The sequence below is a fragment of the Thermosulfurimonas sp. F29 genome, from assembly GCF_019688735.1.
Classification (GTDB): Bacteria; Desulfobacterota; Thermodesulfobacteria; order Thermodesulfobacteriales; family Thermodesulfobacteriaceae; genus Thermosulfurimonas_A.
The window spans coordinates 585,572-603,119 of the sequence record NZ_JAIFYA010000002.1 but is presented as its reverse complement, the minus strand read 5'-3'; the positions used below and the strand labels follow the sequence as shown (position 1 = coordinate 603,119).

Annotated in this window: 18 protein-coding genes, 1 tRNA gene and 2 pseudogenes; 16 read left to right on the top strand and 5 right to left on the bottom strand. The window is 54.3% G+C overall.

The features are described 5' to 3' along the window. The 8 genes and pseudogenes from asnB to K3767_RS07610 form a co-directional block, all read left to right on the top strand. Complete coding sequence (gene asnB / locus K3767_RS07645; RefSeq protein WP_221172976.1) at positions 1–1,890, top strand: asparagine synthase (glutamine-hydrolyzing); 1,890 nt, start codon at positions 1–3, stop codon at positions 1,888–1,890. After that, on the top strand, positions 1,872–3,050 hold the full coding sequence (locus K3767_RS07640; RefSeq protein ID WP_221172975.1) for a glycosyltransferase family 4 protein: 1,179 nt from the start codon (positions 1,872–1,874) through the stop codon (positions 3,048–3,050). Before asnB ends, K3767_RS07640 begins: the two co-directional genes overlap by 19 nt. Before the next feature lie 86 nt (positions 3,051–3,136). Continuing rightward, a complete protein-coding gene (locus K3767_RS07635) occupies positions 3,137–4,105 on the top strand; it encodes a GDP-mannose 4,6-dehydratase (protein ID WP_221172974.1) in 969 nt (322 codons plus the stop codon). Next, on the top strand, positions 4,102–5,421 hold the full coding sequence (locus K3767_RS07630; protein ID WP_370630450.1) for a nucleotide sugar dehydrogenase: 1,320 nt from the start codon (positions 4,102–4,104) through the stop codon (positions 5,419–5,421). Before K3767_RS07635 ends, K3767_RS07630 begins: the two co-directional genes overlap by 4 nt. Before the next feature lie 39 nt (positions 5,422–5,460). Next, a complete protein-coding gene (gene rfbA, locus K3767_RS07625) occupies positions 5,461–6,339 on the top strand; it encodes a glucose-1-phosphate thymidylyltransferase RfbA (RefSeq protein WP_221172972.1) in 879 nt (292 codons plus the stop codon). Positions 6,340–6,387: 48 nt separating this feature from the next. Then, positions 6,388–6,684, top strand: a complete 297-nt coding sequence (locus K3767_RS07620) for an AbrB/MazE/SpoVT family DNA-binding domain-containing protein (protein WP_221172971.1) — start codon at positions 6,388–6,390, stop codon at positions 6,682–6,684. A gap of 2 nt (positions 6,685–6,686) precedes the next feature. Next, positions 6,687–7,085 (top strand): PIN domain-containing protein, encoded by a 399-nt coding sequence (locus tag K3767_RS07615; RefSeq protein ID WP_221172970.1) that lies wholly within the window; start codon positions 6,687–6,689, stop codon positions 7,083–7,085. Positions 7,086–7,098: 13 nt separating this feature from the next. Next, positions 7,099–7,323 (top strand): annotated as a pseudogene (locus tag K3767_RS07610) (glucose-1-phosphate thymidylyltransferase); the annotation flags it as partial. Positions 7,324–7,364: 41 nt separating this feature from the next. On the opposite strand, the gene K3767_RS07605 reads toward K3767_RS07610, so the two are convergent. The 5 genes from K3767_RS07605 to K3767_RS07585 all read right to left on the bottom strand — a co-directional run bounded on the left by K3767_RS07605 (position 7,365) and on the right by K3767_RS07585 (position 11,104). Beyond that, complete coding sequence (locus K3767_RS07605; protein ID WP_221172969.1) at positions 7,365–7,655, bottom strand: hypothetical protein; 291 nt, start codon at positions 7,653–7,655, stop codon at positions 7,365–7,367. Positions 7,656–8,141: 486 nt separating this feature from the next. Beyond that, positions 8,142–8,474, bottom strand: a complete 333-nt coding sequence (locus tag K3767_RS07600) for a transposase (protein ID WP_221172968.1) — start codon at positions 8,472–8,474, stop codon at positions 8,142–8,144. A 135-nt stretch (positions 8,475–8,609) separates the two neighbouring features. After that, a tRNA-Glu gene (locus K3767_RS07595) sits at positions 8,610–8,685 on the bottom strand. Positions 8,686–9,020: 335 nt separating this feature from the next. After that, on the bottom strand, positions 9,021–9,443 hold the full coding sequence (locus K3767_RS07590; RefSeq protein WP_221172967.1) for a RusA family crossover junction endodeoxyribonuclease: 423 nt from the start codon (positions 9,441–9,443) through the stop codon (positions 9,021–9,023). Continuing rightward, positions 9,443–11,104 (bottom strand): DEAD/DEAH box helicase, encoded by a 1,662-nt coding sequence (locus K3767_RS07585; protein WP_221172966.1) that lies wholly within the window; start codon positions 11,102–11,104, stop codon positions 9,443–9,445. Before K3767_RS07585 ends, K3767_RS07590 begins: the two co-directional genes overlap by 1 nt. Before the next feature lie 104 nt (positions 11,105–11,208). Here K3767_RS07585 and K3767_RS07580 point away from each other — a divergent pair, with 104 nt between their 5' ends. From K3767_RS07580 to K3767_RS07545, 8 genes and pseudogenes are all read left to right on the top strand, one after another. Continuing rightward, positions 11,209–11,595 carry a helix-turn-helix domain-containing protein gene (locus tag K3767_RS07580; protein ID WP_221172965.1) on the top strand — a complete coding sequence of 129 codons (387 nt, stop codon included), beginning with the start codon at positions 11,209–11,211 and terminating at the stop codon, positions 11,593–11,595. Between the two features lie 22 nt (positions 11,596–11,617). Next, positions 11,618–11,791 (top strand): annotated as a pseudogene (locus tag K3767_RS12285) (helix-turn-helix domain-containing protein); the annotation flags it as partial. A gap of 454 nt (positions 11,792–12,245) precedes the next feature. Beyond that, the gene (locus K3767_RS07570) at positions 12,246–12,770 is read left to right on the top strand and encodes a hypothetical protein (RefSeq protein ID WP_255592341.1); all 525 of its coding nucleotides are present in this window, start codon (positions 12,246–12,248) and stop codon (positions 12,768–12,770) included. A gap of 26 nt (positions 12,771–12,796) precedes the next feature. Continuing rightward, positions 12,797–13,606 (top strand): hypothetical protein, encoded by an 810-nt coding sequence (locus tag K3767_RS07565; RefSeq protein ID WP_221172962.1) that lies wholly within the window; start codon positions 12,797–12,799, stop codon positions 13,604–13,606. Between the two features lie 129 nt (positions 13,607–13,735). Further along, positions 13,736–14,590: a nucleotidyl transferase AbiEii/AbiGii toxin family protein gene (locus K3767_RS07560; RefSeq protein WP_221172961.1), complete on the top strand. Its 855-nt coding sequence runs from the start codon at positions 13,736–13,738 to the stop codon at positions 14,588–14,590. A gap of 33 nt (positions 14,591–14,623) precedes the next feature. Then, the gene (locus K3767_RS07555) at positions 14,624–14,947 is read left to right on the top strand and encodes a hypothetical protein (RefSeq protein ID WP_221172960.1); all 324 of its coding nucleotides are present in this window, start codon (positions 14,624–14,626) and stop codon (positions 14,945–14,947) included. 215 nt (positions 14,948–15,162) lie between these two features. Beyond that, positions 15,163–16,047, top strand: coding sequence for a hypothetical protein (locus K3767_RS07550; protein ID WP_221172959.1), 885 nt, complete (start codon positions 15,163–15,165; stop codon positions 16,045–16,047). 22 nt (positions 16,048–16,069) lie between these two features. Beyond that, positions 16,070–17,188: a GSU2403 family nucleotidyltransferase fold protein gene (locus K3767_RS07545; RefSeq protein WP_221172958.1), complete on the top strand. Its 1,119-nt coding sequence runs from the start codon at positions 16,070–16,072 to the stop codon at positions 17,186–17,188. Positions 17,189–17,548: the final 360 nt, after the last annotated feature.

Sequence of the window (17,548 nt, the reverse complement as noted above, 5' to 3'; positions counted from 1 at the left end):
ATGTGTGGCATTACCGGTTTTTGGATTAAGTATGCTGGGAAAGGTGATGAGCGAGGGCGGCTTGCACAAATGAACGCGTCCCTTACCCACCGCGGCCCTGACGAGGACGGCTTCTTTACCGAAGGGCCTGTGGGCCTGGCCAATCGCCGTCTGAGCATACTCGATCTCGAGGGCGGGCGGCAGCCCGTGTTCAACGAGGATAGCTCGGTGGTGGTCGTCTATAACGGCGAGATCTACAACTACCCCCAACTACGGACTGAACTGGAAGCGAAGGGCCATCGCTTCGCCACCCGCACGGATACTGAGGTCCTGGTGCACCTTTACGAGGAGGAGGGGCCGGATTTTGTGAAACGCCTACGGGGGATGTTCGCCTTCGCCCTTTATGATCAACGCAAACAGGAGCTTCTTCTGGCCCGGGATTCTTTCGGTATTAAACCTTTAGTTTATGCTGAACTACCAGAAGGCTTCTTTTTTGCCTCGGAGCTCAAAGCCCTCCTTTCCCTGCCCTTCTTCCCCCGCGAGGTGGATGGCGAGGCCGTGGCTTTTTACGCTGCTTTCAATTACATCCCCGCCCCGTGGACCGTCTGGAAGGCGGCCCGCAGACTTCCGCCGGGGTATCTCATGCGGGTGAGGAAGGGGAAGGTTGTTGAGCTTAGATCCTATGTGGAGTGGCCTCGGGAACCCGCCCCCTCTTCGATAGAAGAGGCCGTGGAAAGATTGGAGGAGACTTTGAAGGATTCCGTGCGAGGGCATCTTATTTCCGATGTGCCGGTGGGAGCTTTTCTTTCCGGTGGGCTTGATTCCTCCCTCGTCTGTGCGCTGGCCCAGAGAGAGCTTTCCGGGCCCCTCCGGACCTTTACCATTGCTTTTCCCGAGTGGCCCACTTACGATGAGGCTCGCTATGCCAGGAAAGTGGCCGAATACCTTGGTACACAGCACGAAGAAATCCCGGTGACCGCCCGTGAGGCCCGGGAGATTATGTGGGAGGTGTTGGAGCACCTGGACGAGCCCTTTGCGGATTCCTCCCTGGTTAATGTGGGCCTTATCAGCAAGATGGCGGGAAGGCGAGTCAAAGTGGTCCTTTCTGGGGACGGGGGAGACGAGTTTTTTGCCGGATACAACAAGTATCAGGGGCTGGCCCTGGTGGAGAGGCTCTATCCCTGGCGTGGTCTTTTCATGCCCCTTAAATGGCTGCCTTTTCCGGAAAGACGGGGAAGTCGTGTGGGGGAGAGGCTTCGCCAGGTTCGAAAGCTTTTGAGACTGCTTCGTCCGGAGGCTTTCGAGCGCTACCTCCGGGCTACCATGGCCACCGAGCCGGAGACGGTGGACGGTTTGCTCAGGGATGACTTTTCAGGGCCATTATCGGTTTGCTCAAAGGCCCTTTATCGGGTGTGGAAGGAGTCCGAGGAGCGGTATCCGGAAGACAGGATAAACACCTGGCTTCGGGCGGACGCCCACTGGGTACTTCCCTACGATATGTTGCATAAGGTTGACACGGCCAGTATGCAATACAGCCTTGAGGTGCGGGTGCCGCTGGTGGATGTAAGGGTGGCGCGGATGGCTTTTTCCCTTCCCGGTAAGTGGAAGCTCCGGGGATTGACCCGGAAGTGGATCCTCCGGAAGGTGGCGGATAAATACCTCCCTGAGGAGATTCTTGAAAGACCCAAGGGAGGTTTCGGTATCCCCCTCGGGGAGTGGATGCGCGGGGAGCTTCGGGAGGTTTTCGAGGAGTATTTTTCATCTTCGGGGCTTAGCGAATCCGTGTGGAAACCGGAGGGGGTGCGGAAACTGTGGGGGGAACATCTCAGCCGCCGAAGGGATCGGTTCTGGGAGCTATGGAATGTTTTCGTCTTTGAGGTGTGGAGGCGAAGGTGGAGACCGATGTTTTAAGAAAGGCAAGGTTTCTCTTTCTTGCCAATACAGACTTCAATCTTTACAACTTTCGCCTGCCTCTTATGAAGGCTCTGGTGTCAAAGGGGGCCGAGGTCTGGGCGGTGGCCCCGGCCGGAGAGTTCAGCCGGCGTTTTGCGAAACACGGAATACACTTCAAGTCCTGGAGAATCAACCGGCGGACTCTTAATCCCTTTTCCGGTTTTTCGGCCATAAGGGAGTTGAGGAGGATTTGTGAGGAGGTTTCTCCGGATGTGGTGCACGCTTTCACCCTGCGGCCGGCCCTCTACGCGGGGCTTGCCCTTTACGGCACGAAGGTGCGTTTCGTGGCCAGCATAACCGGCCTGGGCAATCTCTATCTGGAAGATGGGATAAAGTGGCGCCTGGCGAGAAGGGGCGCGGAGTTTTTTCTCAGGAGAGCCTTCGCAAGGGCGCAGAAGGTAATTTTTCAGAACAGAGACGATCTGGAGTATTTTGTGAAAGGAGGGATGCTTTCCGGGAAAAAGTCCGTGCTCATCAGGGGCTCGGGGGTGGATGTCCGAAAGTTTTGTCCCGGCATGTTTTCAAGCGAAGAGATCAGGCGGTTCAGGGAGAAGGAAGGGTTGCCGGAGGATGCGGTGGTGGTGCTGATGGTGGCCCGGGTTATTAGGGCCAAGGGGGTGTTTGAGTTTGCGGAAGCGGCGGGAAGGCTTAGGAAAAGCAAAACGGTGTTCGTCCTGGTGGGTGATCCGGACCCCGGGAACCCCTCTGCTCTCACGGAGAAGGAGCTTTCCTTTCTCAGAGAGCAGGGCGTGGTGCTTTGCGGTTTTCAGGAGGATGTGCGTCCGTGGCTGGCCGCGGCGGATATTTATGTGCTTCCGTCTTATCGGGAAGGGCTTCCGGTTAGCGTACTCGAGGCCATGGCCTGCGGGCTTCCGGTGGTGACCACGGATGTTGCGGGATGTCGGGAGACGGTGGAGCCGGGGGTGAACGGATTTCTCGTTCCCCCGAGGGACGGACGGGCCCTGGCGGAGGCGATAGGGCGTCTGGTGAGGGATCCGGTGCTTCGGCGGCGCATGGGAGAGGCCTCGCGTCGCAAGGCCGAAGAGGAATTTTCCCTGGACAAAGTGGTGCAAGCGCATCTGGAGCTTTATAATGGACTATTAACAGAGTTAAGCTAGCTTGAGATTTTGAGGGAGTGGGCTAAAAGCGACCGGGAGCTTGCGGCCATGTTGAGAAACTTTGATTCTATTATAGGGGGAAGAAAATGAAAGTACTGGTGACCGGATGCGCGGGGTTTATCGGATGGCGGGTTTGTGAAAAGTTGCTCGACCGTGGCCACGAGGTGATAGGGGTGGACACTCTGAATGATTACTACGATCCCCGGGTGAAGAGATGGAGGCTTGAGCGTCTTGAGGGACGCCCCGGTTTTGTTTTCCAGGGGGTGGACATTGAAGATCGTGATTCTTTGCGGTCGCTTTTTGAAGAATACGAGATCGAGGCGGTGATCAACGAGGCCGCCAGAGCCGGGGTGCGTTACTCCCTTGAGAACCCCTGGGTGTATCTTCGCACCAATGCGGAGGGCACGCTCAATCTGCTGGAGCTGATGAGGGAATTTGGAGTGAGGAAAATGGTACTGGCTTCCACCTCTTCCCTTTACGCCGGTCAGAAGATGCCTTTTTCGGAGGATCTTCCGGTGAATCAGCCCCTTTCGCCCTATGCGGCTTCCAAAAAGGCGGCCGAGGTGCTGGCTTACACCTACCACTATTTATACGGAATTGATGTTACGGTGGTGCGATATTTTACGGTTTACGGTCCGGCGGGCCGGCCGGATATGAGTATTTTTCGGTTTATATGGTGGGCCTTAAAGGGAGAGGAAGCCGAGGTGTTTGGAGACGGTTCCCAGAGCCGGGATTTTACCTACATTGACGACATTGCCGAGGGCACGATAAGGGCGCTTCGGCCGATGGGATACGAGATCGTCAATCTGGGGAACAGTCGTCCGCACAGTCTCCAGGAGGTGATCACCCTGGTGGAAAAATACACGGGGCGCAAATTGAAGATCAGGCACCGGGAGTTTCACCGGGCGGACATGAAAGCCACCTGGGCGGATATTGATAAGGCAAAGAGGCTACTGGATTGGAGACCCGAGACGGATCTCGTGGAGGGGATCAGGAAGACGGTGGACTGGTTTGTGGCGAACTGGGACTGGCTCAGGGAGGTGAGGATCCCGTGAGTTTGTCGCTGAGCCTCAGAGATTTCGAAGAGGGACGGGAAAGGATTGCGGTGGTGGGGCTGGGATATGTGGGGCTTCCCCTGGCGGTGCTACTGGCTCGAAAGTTCCGGGTGGTGGGGTTCGATGTGGATAGAACCAGAATTGAGGAGCTTAAGAGAAACATCGACCGAACGGGTGAGGTGGATTTGAGCCGGAGGGGGGCGGAGGTGGAATGGACCTGGAAGGAGGATAAGCTCGGGGAGTGTCGGCTTATTATCGTGGCGGTACCCACCCCGGTGGATAAACTCAATGATCCGGATCTCAAATTTCTGGAAGCCGCTTCAGACACGGTGGGAAGGAATTTGAGCCGTGGCAGTGTGGTGGTTTACGAATCCACGGTTTGGCCGGGACTAACCGAGGAGGTCTGTGTGCCCATTCTGGAGAAGGCGAGCGGATTGCGGTGGAGAAAGGATTTTCATGTGGGATATTCGCCGGAGCGTGTAAATCCCGGAGATAGAGAGCATACCATTGAAAAGATCGTAAAGGTGGTGGCGGGAGACAGTCCGGAGGTGGCAGCTTTTTTGGCCGGGATTTACGGGGCGGTGATTGAGGCCGGAGTGCATGTGGCCCCGAACATAAAGGTGGCGGAGGCGGCCAAGGTGATCGAGAACATCCAGAGGGATGTCAACATCGCCCTGATGAACGAGCTGGCTCTAATTTTTCACCGGCTGGGCATAGATACGAGGGAGGTGCTTGAGGCCGCGGCTACGAAGTGGAATTTTTTGCCCTTTGAGCCGGGGCTGGTGGGAGGACACTGTATAGGGGTGGATCCGTACTATCTGGCCCGCAAGGCCCGGGAGGCGGGTTACATTCCCGAGTTGATCCTGGCCGGTCGGAGAATTAACGAGTTAATTCCCGAGTATGTGGCTCAGGAACTCATCAAAGCCTTAATAAAGAACGATAAAAAGGTTAAGGGTGGTCGAGTATTGATTCTCGGTTTTTCCTTTAAAGAAAATGTGCCTGATGTGAGAAATACCAAAGTTTACAATATTTTTAAGGCGCTAAAGGAGTATGGACTTGAGGTTTTGGTTTTTGATCCTATAGCGGATAAAGAAACTGCTCATCGTGAATATGGAATTAATTTTATTGAAAATCCCGAAAATTATGCACCTTTTGAGGCTATATTAGTGGCAGTTAGACACAGTTTCTTTAAAGAAAATTTTAAATTGGACAGAATTTCATTGCTTCTTAATTATCCAGGGATTCTTTTTGATGTTAGAGGCCTTTATGATAGAAAAGAAGCGATAGAGAAGGGACTTTTTTATTGGAGATTATAAAATGTAATAAAATACCTACTGCTTTTACAGGAAGAGTCAATGAAAGCCATAATCCTAGCCGGTGGTTCGGGGACCAGGCTCTATCCGATTACCACAGTACTCAACAAGCACTTTCTGCCCATCTACAACAAGCCCATGATTTATTATTCCCTTTCGGTGGTTATGCTCACAGGGATAAGGGAAGTTATCTTCGTGGTGAACCCGCAGGATCTCAAGGTTTACAGGAGACTTTTTGGGGACGGCTCGCAACTGGGGATGGACATCCGGTATGCCGTGCAGGATAAACCCAAGGGGCTTGCCCATGGGCTCCTGGTGGCGGAGGAGTTTGCGGAAGGGAATAATGTGTGCCTTGCGCTCGGGGATAACATATTCTTCGGGCACGGGCTTCCCGAAATCTTGAAGGAAGCCAGGAAAGATGTGGAGACGAACGGGGGAGCCTGCGTTTTCGGTTACTACGTCCATGATCCCGAAAGATACGGCATAGTCGAATTTGACGAAGAGGGAAGGGTTTTGTCGCTCGAAGAGAAGCCGAAAAAGCCAAAATCAAATTACGCGGTTGTGGGGCTTTATTTTTACGATTCCACGGTTTTTGAGAAGGCCCGGAAAATAAAACCCTCGGATCGCGGGGAGCTTGAAATCACTTCGGTGAACGAGGAGTATTTGAAGGAAGGGAATTTGCGGGTAAAGCTTCTCGGGCGAGGATTTGCCTGGTTCGATGCCGGAACGCACGACAGTTTCCTTGAGGCCGGGGAGTTCGTGGCCACGATAGAGAAAAAGACGGGGCTGATGATCGGCTGTATCGAGGAGATCGCCTACCGGAACGGGTGGATAGACCGGGAGCAGCTCCGGAAGCTGGCCGAGCCGCTCGCGAAAACAGACTATGGCAGGTATCTTTTGAAATTAGCGGATGGTAAATAGATAATTTCGTGTTATAATTTCAGAAAATTTGAAATTATGAGGTTGCTTATGGTTAACCGTCAGGAAATCCGTATAGGAAAGCGAGGGGTTGTGGTCATTCCCGCTGAGCTGAGGAAACGCTATAAACTTGAAGAAGGAGATCTTTTGTTAGTCGAGGCCAGAGAGGATGGAATCTTGTTGCGCAAAGCTGTGACTCTTCCGGTGGAGGTCTACTCTCCAGAAAGAAAGGCTGAGTTTCTGCTATCAACCGCTCTTGACCCTGAAGACTACCAGAAAGCCCGGGAAGAGGTTCGAAAAATGGGGCTCAATCCCGATGCCATTCCTCACATCAGACCGGAAGATTAAAGGTGGATCGCATCTTTTTGGACGCTAATGTGCTTTTCTCTGCGGCTTATCGATCCGACTCAAAGTTGCGAAAACTCTGGGAATTAAAAGACGTCAAACTCATGACCTCCAGATACGCTTTAGAAGAAGCTCGTATAAATCTGGAAACTAAAGAACAGAGAGAAAGGCTGGAGCAACTTGTTAAAGCTCTTGAGATTGTAGAAGAACACTCAGAGGAGAAACTTTCGGACGAAATTGATCTTCCCGAAAAAGATAGACCAATCTTACTGGCAGCGATTAAGGCCAAAGCCACGCACCTTTTGACAGGAGATATACGCCATTTTGGAAAATTCTTCGGACGCTCGGTCAAGGGCGTACTTGTACTACCACCAGCGGTTTATTTTAAGGCTAAAGGATGTTAAGCAATGTTCTTTGAGGAGGCTTGCCTGGTTCGATGCCGGAACGCACGACAGTTTCCTTGAGGCCGGGGAGTTCGTGGCCACGATAGAGAAAAAGACGGGGCTAATGATCGGCTGTATCGAGGAGATTGCCTACCGGAACGGCTGGATAGACCGAGAAGCTCTGCGGAAGCTGGCCGAGCCGCTGGCTAAGACGGAATACGGGAAATATCTTTTGAAATTGGCGGAGGGGGAGAGATAGGGGAGGGAAGTAGGAGAAGATATCCTACCTCCTATGGCATTTTATTCTTCCGCCCGTTTCAACACCTCCTTAAATTCCTCCAGGGTTTTGACCCTGATGGCCGCCCTGTGGAGGACCTTGAGAAGTTCCCTTTGTTGAATGTCTTTAATCCTGGAGATGATGGAGGAGGGGACTATTCCGAATCTCTCCTCCAGGGCCTCAAGGACCATTTCCCTGGCCTCCTCGAGCAATCCCTGTTGCAATCCCTGTTGCAATCCCTGTTGCAATCCCTGTTGAAGGCCTTCTTCGAAGCCTTCTTTTTTGATTATTTCATAGGCCGCGGATTCGATCATAAGGTCTCGCCTCCTTTCTAAAAGTTTAAGCGGTATTTCCCTGGAAACAAGGCCTCCCAGGATGGCCATTCCCGTGAGTAAATCCGCTTTCTCCTCCCGGCTGTACTTCCCCTCATAGATTTTTCTTTCGGCTTCTTCCAGGAGGCTTTCGCCGTCTTTCATGAGGGGGACGAAGGGGAGAAGACAGGGCGGACCTTTTTGGGAGGTGATATGCCCCGAAATTTGGACCACCTGGAATGTTAGGGTCTTTACCTACCGCTGTCATTTTCTGAACCACCCTCCCTGTAAGTATACCTTCTGGAATTCCCTGGAGCGAAACTCAGGACCATCGTCCCGCCTTATCTTCTCCGGTGGCCCATAATGCCGGCATAAATGGTCAAAGTACTCCGCACCCATCTTCCCATCTATCCTTCTGTCTCACCAGGCTCCCAGAAAAAATCGGGTAGCCTCGTCCATGACCTGAAATATCCGGATTTTTTCCGTCAGCTAACCGTTCCTCCTTGGAGTCCATGCTCCATCGTTTCGAAGGCTTTCTGGCAACCTCAATGGGAAAAGCTTCTTCTTCCGTTCTCGGGGTCCTCCGCCAGCCTCGCTTCTTGCGAGGACAAAGACTGGTTGGCCAGTTTTTCTTCGTAAGAAGCCTTTTTTCTCCGATAGAAGTAAGAGGACTTGGATAGAAAAAACCCGCGGTATTTTTTGCGCCACCGGTAGATGGTCTCGCGATACACCGTATTTTCTTGCGATAGCGGCTACGGAGTTACCGGGACTGTCGGCCTCGGCTAGGATTCTTATGATCTGGTCGATAGTAAACTTTTTCATGGCTCACCTCCATTATTTTGAGTTGCCATTCCTATAAATCCTAACATCTCGGGTGGTTCGAAAAATGGGGAGCAGGTAATATGGACACCAAGCGGACCTATTAAGCAGGGGGTGTCTGGAAACCCTTGAAAATACTGGCGGCCCCACCGGGACTCGAACCCGGGTCTCTGGCGTGAGAGGCCAGTATCCTAGGCCGCTAGACGATGGGGCCGTAAGGCATCAATAACATAACTTACTATCAAAAATTGTCAACCATCTTCCAGCAAGAAGTGTTATAATGCAATATCCTGTAACTGTGGATTTTATCGCAATATTTCAGTGGGCCGCCCAGGACTCGAACCTGGAACCTATGGATTAAGAGGAAAGTGCGGCCCTTTCGAAAAAGGAAGTATAACGAGAAAAAAGAAGAAGTCAAGAGCTTTCGACCGTCACCAAACCGTCACCAGGTTTGGCCACCAGGAATTGATGGGCTAGACCCATAGCAGTTATAGAGCTTGCCATTTTTTTCTCACAGGGACCGAAAACAATCCCTTGGCGGGTATCTCCTCAACCCGCCCGCTTCGGTTTCCTCAGCACAATCTCCACTCCCGGCACGGCCCCGTAGAGCTTGCCGGCCCGGATCTCCACGATTTGACGGTCGTCGAGCACGACCACCCCCAGCAGAGCGTCGAGCACCGCCTTCACCAAATTGTCGAGGTCGGGCTTTTTGGCCGGGAGGACTTCCCCCGCCAGCGCCGCAAGCCGCTTCCTCCTCGAAAAACTCTTCGGCACCGGCAAGTAGAACCACAACTCCAGCGCCACCGGCCCCTCGATTGGCCTCGATACCCTCTCCGCCGCAACGAGCCGCACGTAGCTCTTCCAGTCCCGACTGGCCTCCGGATCCTTGAGACCCACCCGACCGTTCCTGAACCGAACCACACGGGGCCGACCCTGCGCCTTCGGTATCCCCCGCACGAAAAACGACACCATCAACGCCTCCTCAACGCCGCAAGAACCCGCGCCTGACGCTCAAACCCCCCGAACGACTCGTCAAGCGCCTTCACCTTGCGCAGCAGTACATCCAGCACCCTCAGCTCCACCCTCTTCCCCACCAAATAGTGCACGCACACCGACCTCTTCGACGAAATCCGCCGAAACCGTCCCTCAAACTGCACAAACGTCGCGGGAGACCAGTCAAATCCCGTCACCACCGCATGTTCCAGCCAGTCGAGATCCATCCCCACGTTCACCGCTCCCACCGTGGCCGCAAGCGCGACCGGATCCCCGCTTCCCGCAAGGCTCCCCACCAGAGATTCGCGGGCCCGCGGCGACGTGCTCCCGTCCACGAACGCCTTCCGCCAACCGCGAAACACCCCCTCGCCCTCCAGAAACTTCCGCACCTCCTTCAGGACGTCCCGATGCCAGACGAACACGCCGATCCGACGGGCACCGCCCTCCGCCAGCATCCTCAGGTACTCCTTCAGATGCTCCGCCTTGCTCGCCTCAAGCGCCCGCCGCTCCGTGGTCAGATGAACTCCCAGGCCCTCCTCGACCAGCGCCTCCGCTTCATCGTCCGTCCGCCGATCCCGCATCAGCTTCCTCAGAACCGCGGCGAAAGCCTCCTCGTCCAGCGGAAGCGGAACAACGCGCCGGACCAGATCCGGCAGCTCCCCCGCCACCTCCTCCATCGTGCGCCTCAGCGTGAAAAGCCCACAGAACTCCCGAAGGTCCCTTCCCGGCCTGAGACCCACGGCCACCTCCCGTCCCGCAAACCGGTTGTACTCCCACACCGTGAGGTGCCGAAAAATCAGTTCCCTGATCAGCGCCGAATACGCATTGCCGCGCTCGTCCACCAGCCCCAGGACTTCCAGGATCGCCAGAAGCTCATCCGGCCTCCCGCGAGTGATCGGCGTACCCGAAAGCCCCATGCGCTTCACCGGGGCCTTCGCCTCCTTCTCGATCTCCCGAACGAGCTGTAACACGTTCTTGAACCTCCGCGACCGACGGTTCTTCAGGTACTGAACCTCGTCGAACACCACGCAGAGAGACCGGTCCCGACGCTGAGCGCGCCATTCGAGCGTCATCCGCCGAACCGCCTCCCAGCCCTTGTCCCCCGCCGAGGCCTGACCGTAGCTCACCAGCACCGCCTCCGCCTCCACGGAAACAACCTCGTCGGGAAACACCAGAACCCTTCTTCCCGTCCACCGCTCCACCTCCTGCCGCCACTTCTCCAACAGAAACGCCGGGGCGAACACCAGAAGATCCGCATCAAACGCCTCGCACGCCAGAATCGCCTGCACCGTCTTGCCCAGTCCCATCTCGTCCGCCAGCAGCACCCCGTGGGGCGCTTCCGCCAGAAACCGCGCCCCCTTCCGCTGATACTCCTTCAGGTCCTCCCGTTCGAGTACGTCAGGACGACGCAACCCGCAAAGGGGAAAATCGCTTTCCACGTAATCCACGCTCAGCTCGGCAAGCCTCTCCTTGACCCGCGGCAGAAGATATGCCGGAAACAGCCACTGTCTGGTCGCCGGATCGTACCGCCGCACGGGAAGCCGTTTCAGAACCGCAAGCGCCTCCTGGAACCGGTCCCCCTTTTCGTGCAGGTGGACCACGCCCACCAGCGGATGCGCGCGACCGATTATCGTCGCCATTTCAACACCTCCTTCCCCTCTATCCCTAAGCATAACAAAAGCTCCCCTCCGTTCCGCGTGGTTCGCCGATCCCCTGGCGGACTCGTTCTTTTCCTTCTCCCACGATGCTGCTTCAACCGCAGGCGGGTTCGTATTCTCCGGATCTCAGGGCCGGACCGCTGTCCGATTATCTCCAGCGCAAACTGGAAACTCAAAGTGGACTCCTTCCCGAAGACCTGGGTCTCAAGGAAATATCCCGCCGCCGGAAAGGAGCGAACGGCCCCTCCGCGACACGCAAAAACCGCAAACCGTATCCCAAGTGGGAAACCGACGAAGCGAGACGTCGCGCCATGGAGGAAGCCCTCGAAGCGCGCCAAGCAGGCGAAAAGATCTCCACCATCGCCGAGGCCCTGGGAGTGACCGAACGCACCGTCAGACTCTGGTTGCGCAAAATGGGACTTTCCGGAAAACCTTTCCGGAAAACCCGGTCGTCCTCCGAAACCGTCTTATGAGAAAAAACAGCAGGAACAGAAACTGCGAACCTTTCTGCTTCTCGTGCTCAAAGAGGACCTTTCGGTGGCGGAAGCGGCTCGACGGATCGGAGTGGCCCGGCGAACCATCTATCGCTGGCTCCAGCAGCACGGCGTCCGCCTGTCCGAACGACCCACCGAACGCCGGGCCGCGCTGGAGTCGCTCCTCCAACGGCTGACGCAGGAGACACAGGAAAACCCCACGCAGGAAGAGGACCGCGAGCCGGAAATCGGAAATTTGCCTGAACAAATAAGTCGTGGGGCGGGCGGTACGCCCGCAACCGGGGTGCCGGGTGGGTGGGCCGCTCTTTCTCCCCCCACCACCCTTACCGGCTTCGCGCCGAAGAACGCTTTTGGGCCTGATCCGCCGCGTCATGGCGATCCGCCGCGTCGGGCTGTTGGTCGATGCGGCGTTGGTGGTTTGTGCGCGCATGGCCCGCCGCGCCTAAAACACCACGCGGCGGGCGACAGGGACGGTTTGTCCGACAGGAGCGGTCGTTTCTGCGGGTACCGATGCCCGCGTTTCCTGCCGTGGAAAGGGGATCAGGGGCTGTGCGGTGGCGAATATGTCGTCCGGTTCGGTGATCCTTGTTCTTTTTCTTGGTCACAAACTGGTTCAAGGAGGTGTTACCATGTCGCAGACCGTTTTGGTCAACCTGACGCCTCATCCGTTGACGATTTTTCGGAAGGGCGAGAAGCGGGAGTATCCCTCCCTGGGAGTGCTTCGTTTGACCGAGAGGACCGAGGAGGTGTCGTCTCCGGTCGATCCCGGTGTGCCCCTGGTGGACAAGCGGTTTGTCAACCTGGAGTTTCAGGTCCGCGGGCCGGAGGAAATGGATAGACTCAAGCGGATTCTGTCCGATCCGCGCTATCAGGTCGTGGTGGTGGCGAGTCTTCCGGTGTTGCAGGCCTTCGCTACGCTGGACAATGTCGAACGGGCGGAGGTTCTGCGGAAGGTGTTCGGCACGGCTCTCGGCATCACGGTTGACGCTGCCTGTCAGCTTGCGGCGCCTGATACCGGGCCGGACTCCGCGGTGCGGGATGAAAACGGTCGCATTGTGGGCGTCAGGCGTCTGATCCGCAGCGTGGAGTATGATTTCGCTCGGTCCGTTGGCATGTCGCGCAAGCGGCGTTTGGTCAGCGCGCCGGGGCTTTGAAGACGCTGGGCTTGAGGGGGGCGGTCATGGTTTCGGCGATGGTTGTCCGCAGGAACGGCAGGGTCATTGCCTCCTTTAGGGATGAGAAGGGTGAGGAGGTTTTTGCTCTTTCGCCGGGTGAGGTTGAGGGACTGGCGATGAAGTTTGCGAGGTGGGTGGATGTGGTTCGGGCTCCTCAGGGTGTGTTTCAGGAGTGGAGTGGGCTTGATGATCGCGGACGGAACGTGCGGATAACTTTTATGCCGTTGAAGCGTCGGTCCGTGTTGGGGTCGCTTTTTTTCAGGGAGAGACCGCGGGGCAGGTTGACCGTTGAGGTTGAGGGGCGTGAGCGGTTTCGGCATGAGGTTACCGATGAGGAGCTTGAAGGAATGATGCGTCGGCTCACCGAGGTGGCGGAGCGGTCTTTGCAGCTCTGGACTCCGACACAGGAGGACCGCACGGTAAGGGTGGAAAGGGACGGTTTGAGATTGGAGGCGGTGTTGAGGGATGTGCCCAAGAGGAACCTGGATTCCGCCAGGCGTGTTTTGCGCGCTTATCTTTCGCTTAATGCACGCAGGGTGGCACGGGGCAATGCGTTCGTTTCGGTGGAGGGCAAACGTTTGCGGTTTTATGAGCGCAGTTTTGATGGTTCGTGGATGTCCTGGTCGGTACCGTTGAACACGGTTCCTGAGAGCGCGGAGGCCCTGGTGCGTTACCTGAGTGAGCGGCGAGAGGTTTCGGGAGACGAGTTGGCTCTTGCGCGGCGGTCGCAGGTTCATTTGCGCGTGGAAGGGCAGGGGCCGAAGAGCGTCCGCGTCCGAGGAATTTCGGCGAACCGGTGGACACTGGGGATGTGAGAATCGCGACTTCCTGATCCTGTCGGGGTGGTTGGGGTCCGGTGGGAAGTCTTTGTTGATTTTTGCGACCTGTTGGGTATATACTGAACAGGGACATTATAAACTCAGCCGAAAAAAGGCAGGCGAAAAATGGATCGAGTCTCAGCAGAATCACAGGTAAGACAACAAGCAATTGCTCGTTTACAGAAGGAGGTGTTGAAAGTTTCGTGGAGGCTGGCTCAGCATATTGTTGAGTGGAAATTAACTGGAGGGACAGCCCTTACTCTATTTCATGGTTTTACCCACCGGTTTTCCGAAGATCTAGATTTCTTTTTTGACCTGTCACCTGATGAGATCAAAGAAATCATTGTAATGTGGGAACGAGAACTACATCACAGTCTGGATTGTGCTATTACCGAATTTGCAGTGCAAGAGAAGGGATCGTCTTTTGTGTCAAGACGTATAGTTGAATTCTCTTCGAGCAACGAAAGCATCATTGTAGATTTTGTTTCAGATCCATTTCCTGGTCTTTTTCCTAAAGAGATAAAAAAAGGCACTTTTCTGGATATGGATATGATGGAATCCAAGGGGAATTTTGTTTTTAGGGTGGATCCCGTTGTAGCTATTGGTGTTAAAAAGCTATGGGCATTTCATACCAGTATGGTGGAACGACTGCCGCCTCGTTCCAAAGATATTGTTGATATTTATGTGCTAGGAACTTCTGCACTGGACATGGTTTCGCTTCTTGATGAGTACAAAAGACTTTTCCCAGATTTTCCTATCGAGAATATATTGTTATTTGCTAGAAACATCGTTAGGCAGATCGATTATTCCAACATCTTGAATCTTAATATATCTATTGAAGAAATGTTCAAGTGGTATGAAGAAAGAGTTCCTAGTATCATAGCCCTTTTTCAATGCGATCTTGATGAAATCCAAGATCAAAAACAAAGGGAATCGAAAATAAAAAGCAGAACTTTTCGCATACGTTATCCCGGGCCTTAAAAAATGTACACCAAAGAAGAAATTTCCAGACGGATGAGATATCTGAACCCGCCCAGGAATTGGGCGCGTCTGTTACTCAAGGCGTTAACTTATGATCGAAGAGAGAAAACCTTTGCAGAGGTGCGTGCGAGTGTTCTGAAAGGCGATTTCGAGCTCACCTTGAGACTTTTTGAGGTGGCGCCGAGTGTGGACTGGATTTGCCGCATACTCGGATTTGAAGAGGCTCAAAAGGTCTGGCTGCGGGTCAAACCGTTTTTGAAACCTTCTGATCATCCTTTTAGTCTTTACCGTCAATGCGAAGCCTACTTGGAGTACTGGCCGCAGGCTCTTAAAAACAACCGCGCCAAGGATGCCTAACCGGACCCTTTTGCAAGCGGCGAGAAGTTTCGGAAAACGAGTTGATTCTCGCGCGGCGGTCAGAGGAGTTGCGGCGAATCGGTGGACACCGGGGACTTAAGTTTTTGATCCCGCCGGACCGGTCGTGCTGATCGTTGCGGTTTCCCCGCCGATCCGTTCGTTTCGGGTTTGGTATGCTTTTATGGGATGAACAAAACACCAGGGAGGTTTCCGGGATGAAAAACAGCAAGGATTTCAATTTGGAGCAGAATTTGCGTCAGGTGGTGGAGGCCTGTTTTGCGCCGTTTTATCGGCGCATGGAGATGCGCATGGTGGCTTCCAAGGTGGCGGACGGCTTATTGAAAATGCTGGACGTGCTCGGACGGGGTTTGCCGTCTCCGAAAGGTGTGGGGGTTGTAAGTGGTTTCGAGTGGCGGCTTGGAGGGCTTGACAGTGGCGCGAATGGTGACAGGCTGCAGTTTACGATTTGGCCCTTGGCCATAGACGTGGAGGACGGGGAAACCAATCTGTGGAGCAATTGTTTTGGGATGGCGATGTTTCTGGAAGCACTATGGAATGAAGAGGTGAACGAGTCTGGTTTCCTGGTGGAGACGGCCTTGACGCCTCGGTTTGCGTTTTCGGGAGCGGCACGGTTTTTTGATGATGTGGTGCGGCCCTGTCCGTTGATGTTCTATAAGATGTTCATGGTGGCTAAGTCTTTCAGAAGCGACAAGTTTTTGATGGAGATTGACAGTATGGTGTTGATGCGGGGCGAAGGCGATGCGGAAAACGATGAGGATGATGAAGATGTACCGGTGCTTCTGACGTGGCGTTCGCCGCTGATGGAAGGGGTATTCTGGTCGGAGGCCCGGACGGAGGATGTAACGGAGTTTTTGCTGGAGAGTTTCCGTTTGGCCGTGCGGCGGTGGTGGGATCTCCTGGGCCTTTGTTTTCAAGAGGAAACAGCGCTGTTTTTCCGGGATTGCTTGGAACTGCGCTGCGACAGGTGTCGGACGTGGTTCGGCAAGAATCTGGGACTCCTGCTCCCGTCGGCGTGCGGGGATCAAAGCGGATCGGCGTCTCCGGAGCGGATTAAAAACCGGAAGATGCAGGTAAACTAGTCTCGGTGCGGTTGACACATCTATGTTTTCCATTAAAAATGAAAATGCCATGAGTTTTAAAGGAAAAGTCTTGGAGTTCAATGAAGAGCAGAGGCGTATTTTCATAGATGCTCAACAGTTATGGGAGGCTTTTTGCGAACTGTATCATGAAGGGCTGTCGTACCGGGGAGGACTTTACTGGAAAAATGTAAGAGGGCGCGATTACTTAATCCGTGTGCTTGATTCACGCGGGGCAACAAAATCACTAGGGCCGCGTTCCCCCGAGACCGAAAAAATTTTTGAGAATTGGCACCGAAAGAAAGAAGAATTTCGACGCAAGCGAGAAGCCTTCATGCAAAAAGCGGATATAGTACGACGAATGTGTAAGGCATTACATTTAAACCGTGTTCCCTTGGTAGTTGCCAAAATCGCACGAGAAATGTTTTTGATGCGAGATTTGCGTAAACGCACCATGATTTTAGGAACTAATGCCATATATGCGTATGAGGCCATGGCAGGAGTTTTTGTGTCTTCTGGACTTTTAGCGACAAGAGATCTTGATGTGCTATGGGATGCCCGCTCGTGTCTGCAGATCGCCGGGCTTTCCAAGGAAGGCTTCCTGGGATTACTGAAACGCGCCGACCCTTCTTTTCGGCCTGGCGATACGCCTTACCGAGCAGTCAATAAAGACGGTTTCTGGGTGGAACTCCTCAAACCCACCCCTAAAACTTTAACCGAAATACAAAATCCACATTTACGAATTTCTCCTTTTCCCGAAGATATGCTGGCGTTGGAAACAAAAGGGACTCGATGGATCGTTTCTTGTCCTAAAGTCTATGCAATTGCTATAGGACACGATGGCCTCCCCGTTCCTCTAGTAGTACCGGACCCTAGAGCATTCGTCCTACATAAACTCTGGGTTGCGCGTCAGACTGACAGACCCGCCCTTAAACGCAAACGTGACGTGGCCCAGGCTCTATTAGTGTTTTACCTGCTCAAACATTACCTTCCTCAGTTTCCTTTAAATGAAGAAACAGTGAACCGGGAATTACAAGCGCTTCCTGTTAAATTGAGAAAACTAACAAAACTCCTTTCCGAAGATAAAAACGAAGATGAAACGTATCGAGCAATTCGGAATGCTTTGCCTTCTATGGGCTACTAACTGTTAACCGATATTTTAACCAAACTTTAACCAAAAAGTCGAAATAATAACGCAAAAGTGGAAAAGTCACCAAAGACGATAACGCCGCTTGACGATCGGCTTAAGGGTGAAGTTTTTGTCACCCACCCCCACTAACCGCGGAGCGGTCTAGTGGGGGCTTATCGGAGCGGGGCGGGACGCTTCGATGGGCTTTCCGGTGAGGGAGGTGGGTGACCGATGAGGAGGCGAGGGACATGGGCGACCGCGGGGCTGAAGCTCCCAGGCTCCCGGCGGGAGGAGGCCCGTCCCTCCGCAAGAACCGAACGCCCTCGTCTCCTCCAGGGAGCCGAACCGTCCCACACGGGACGCCCGATCTATGGG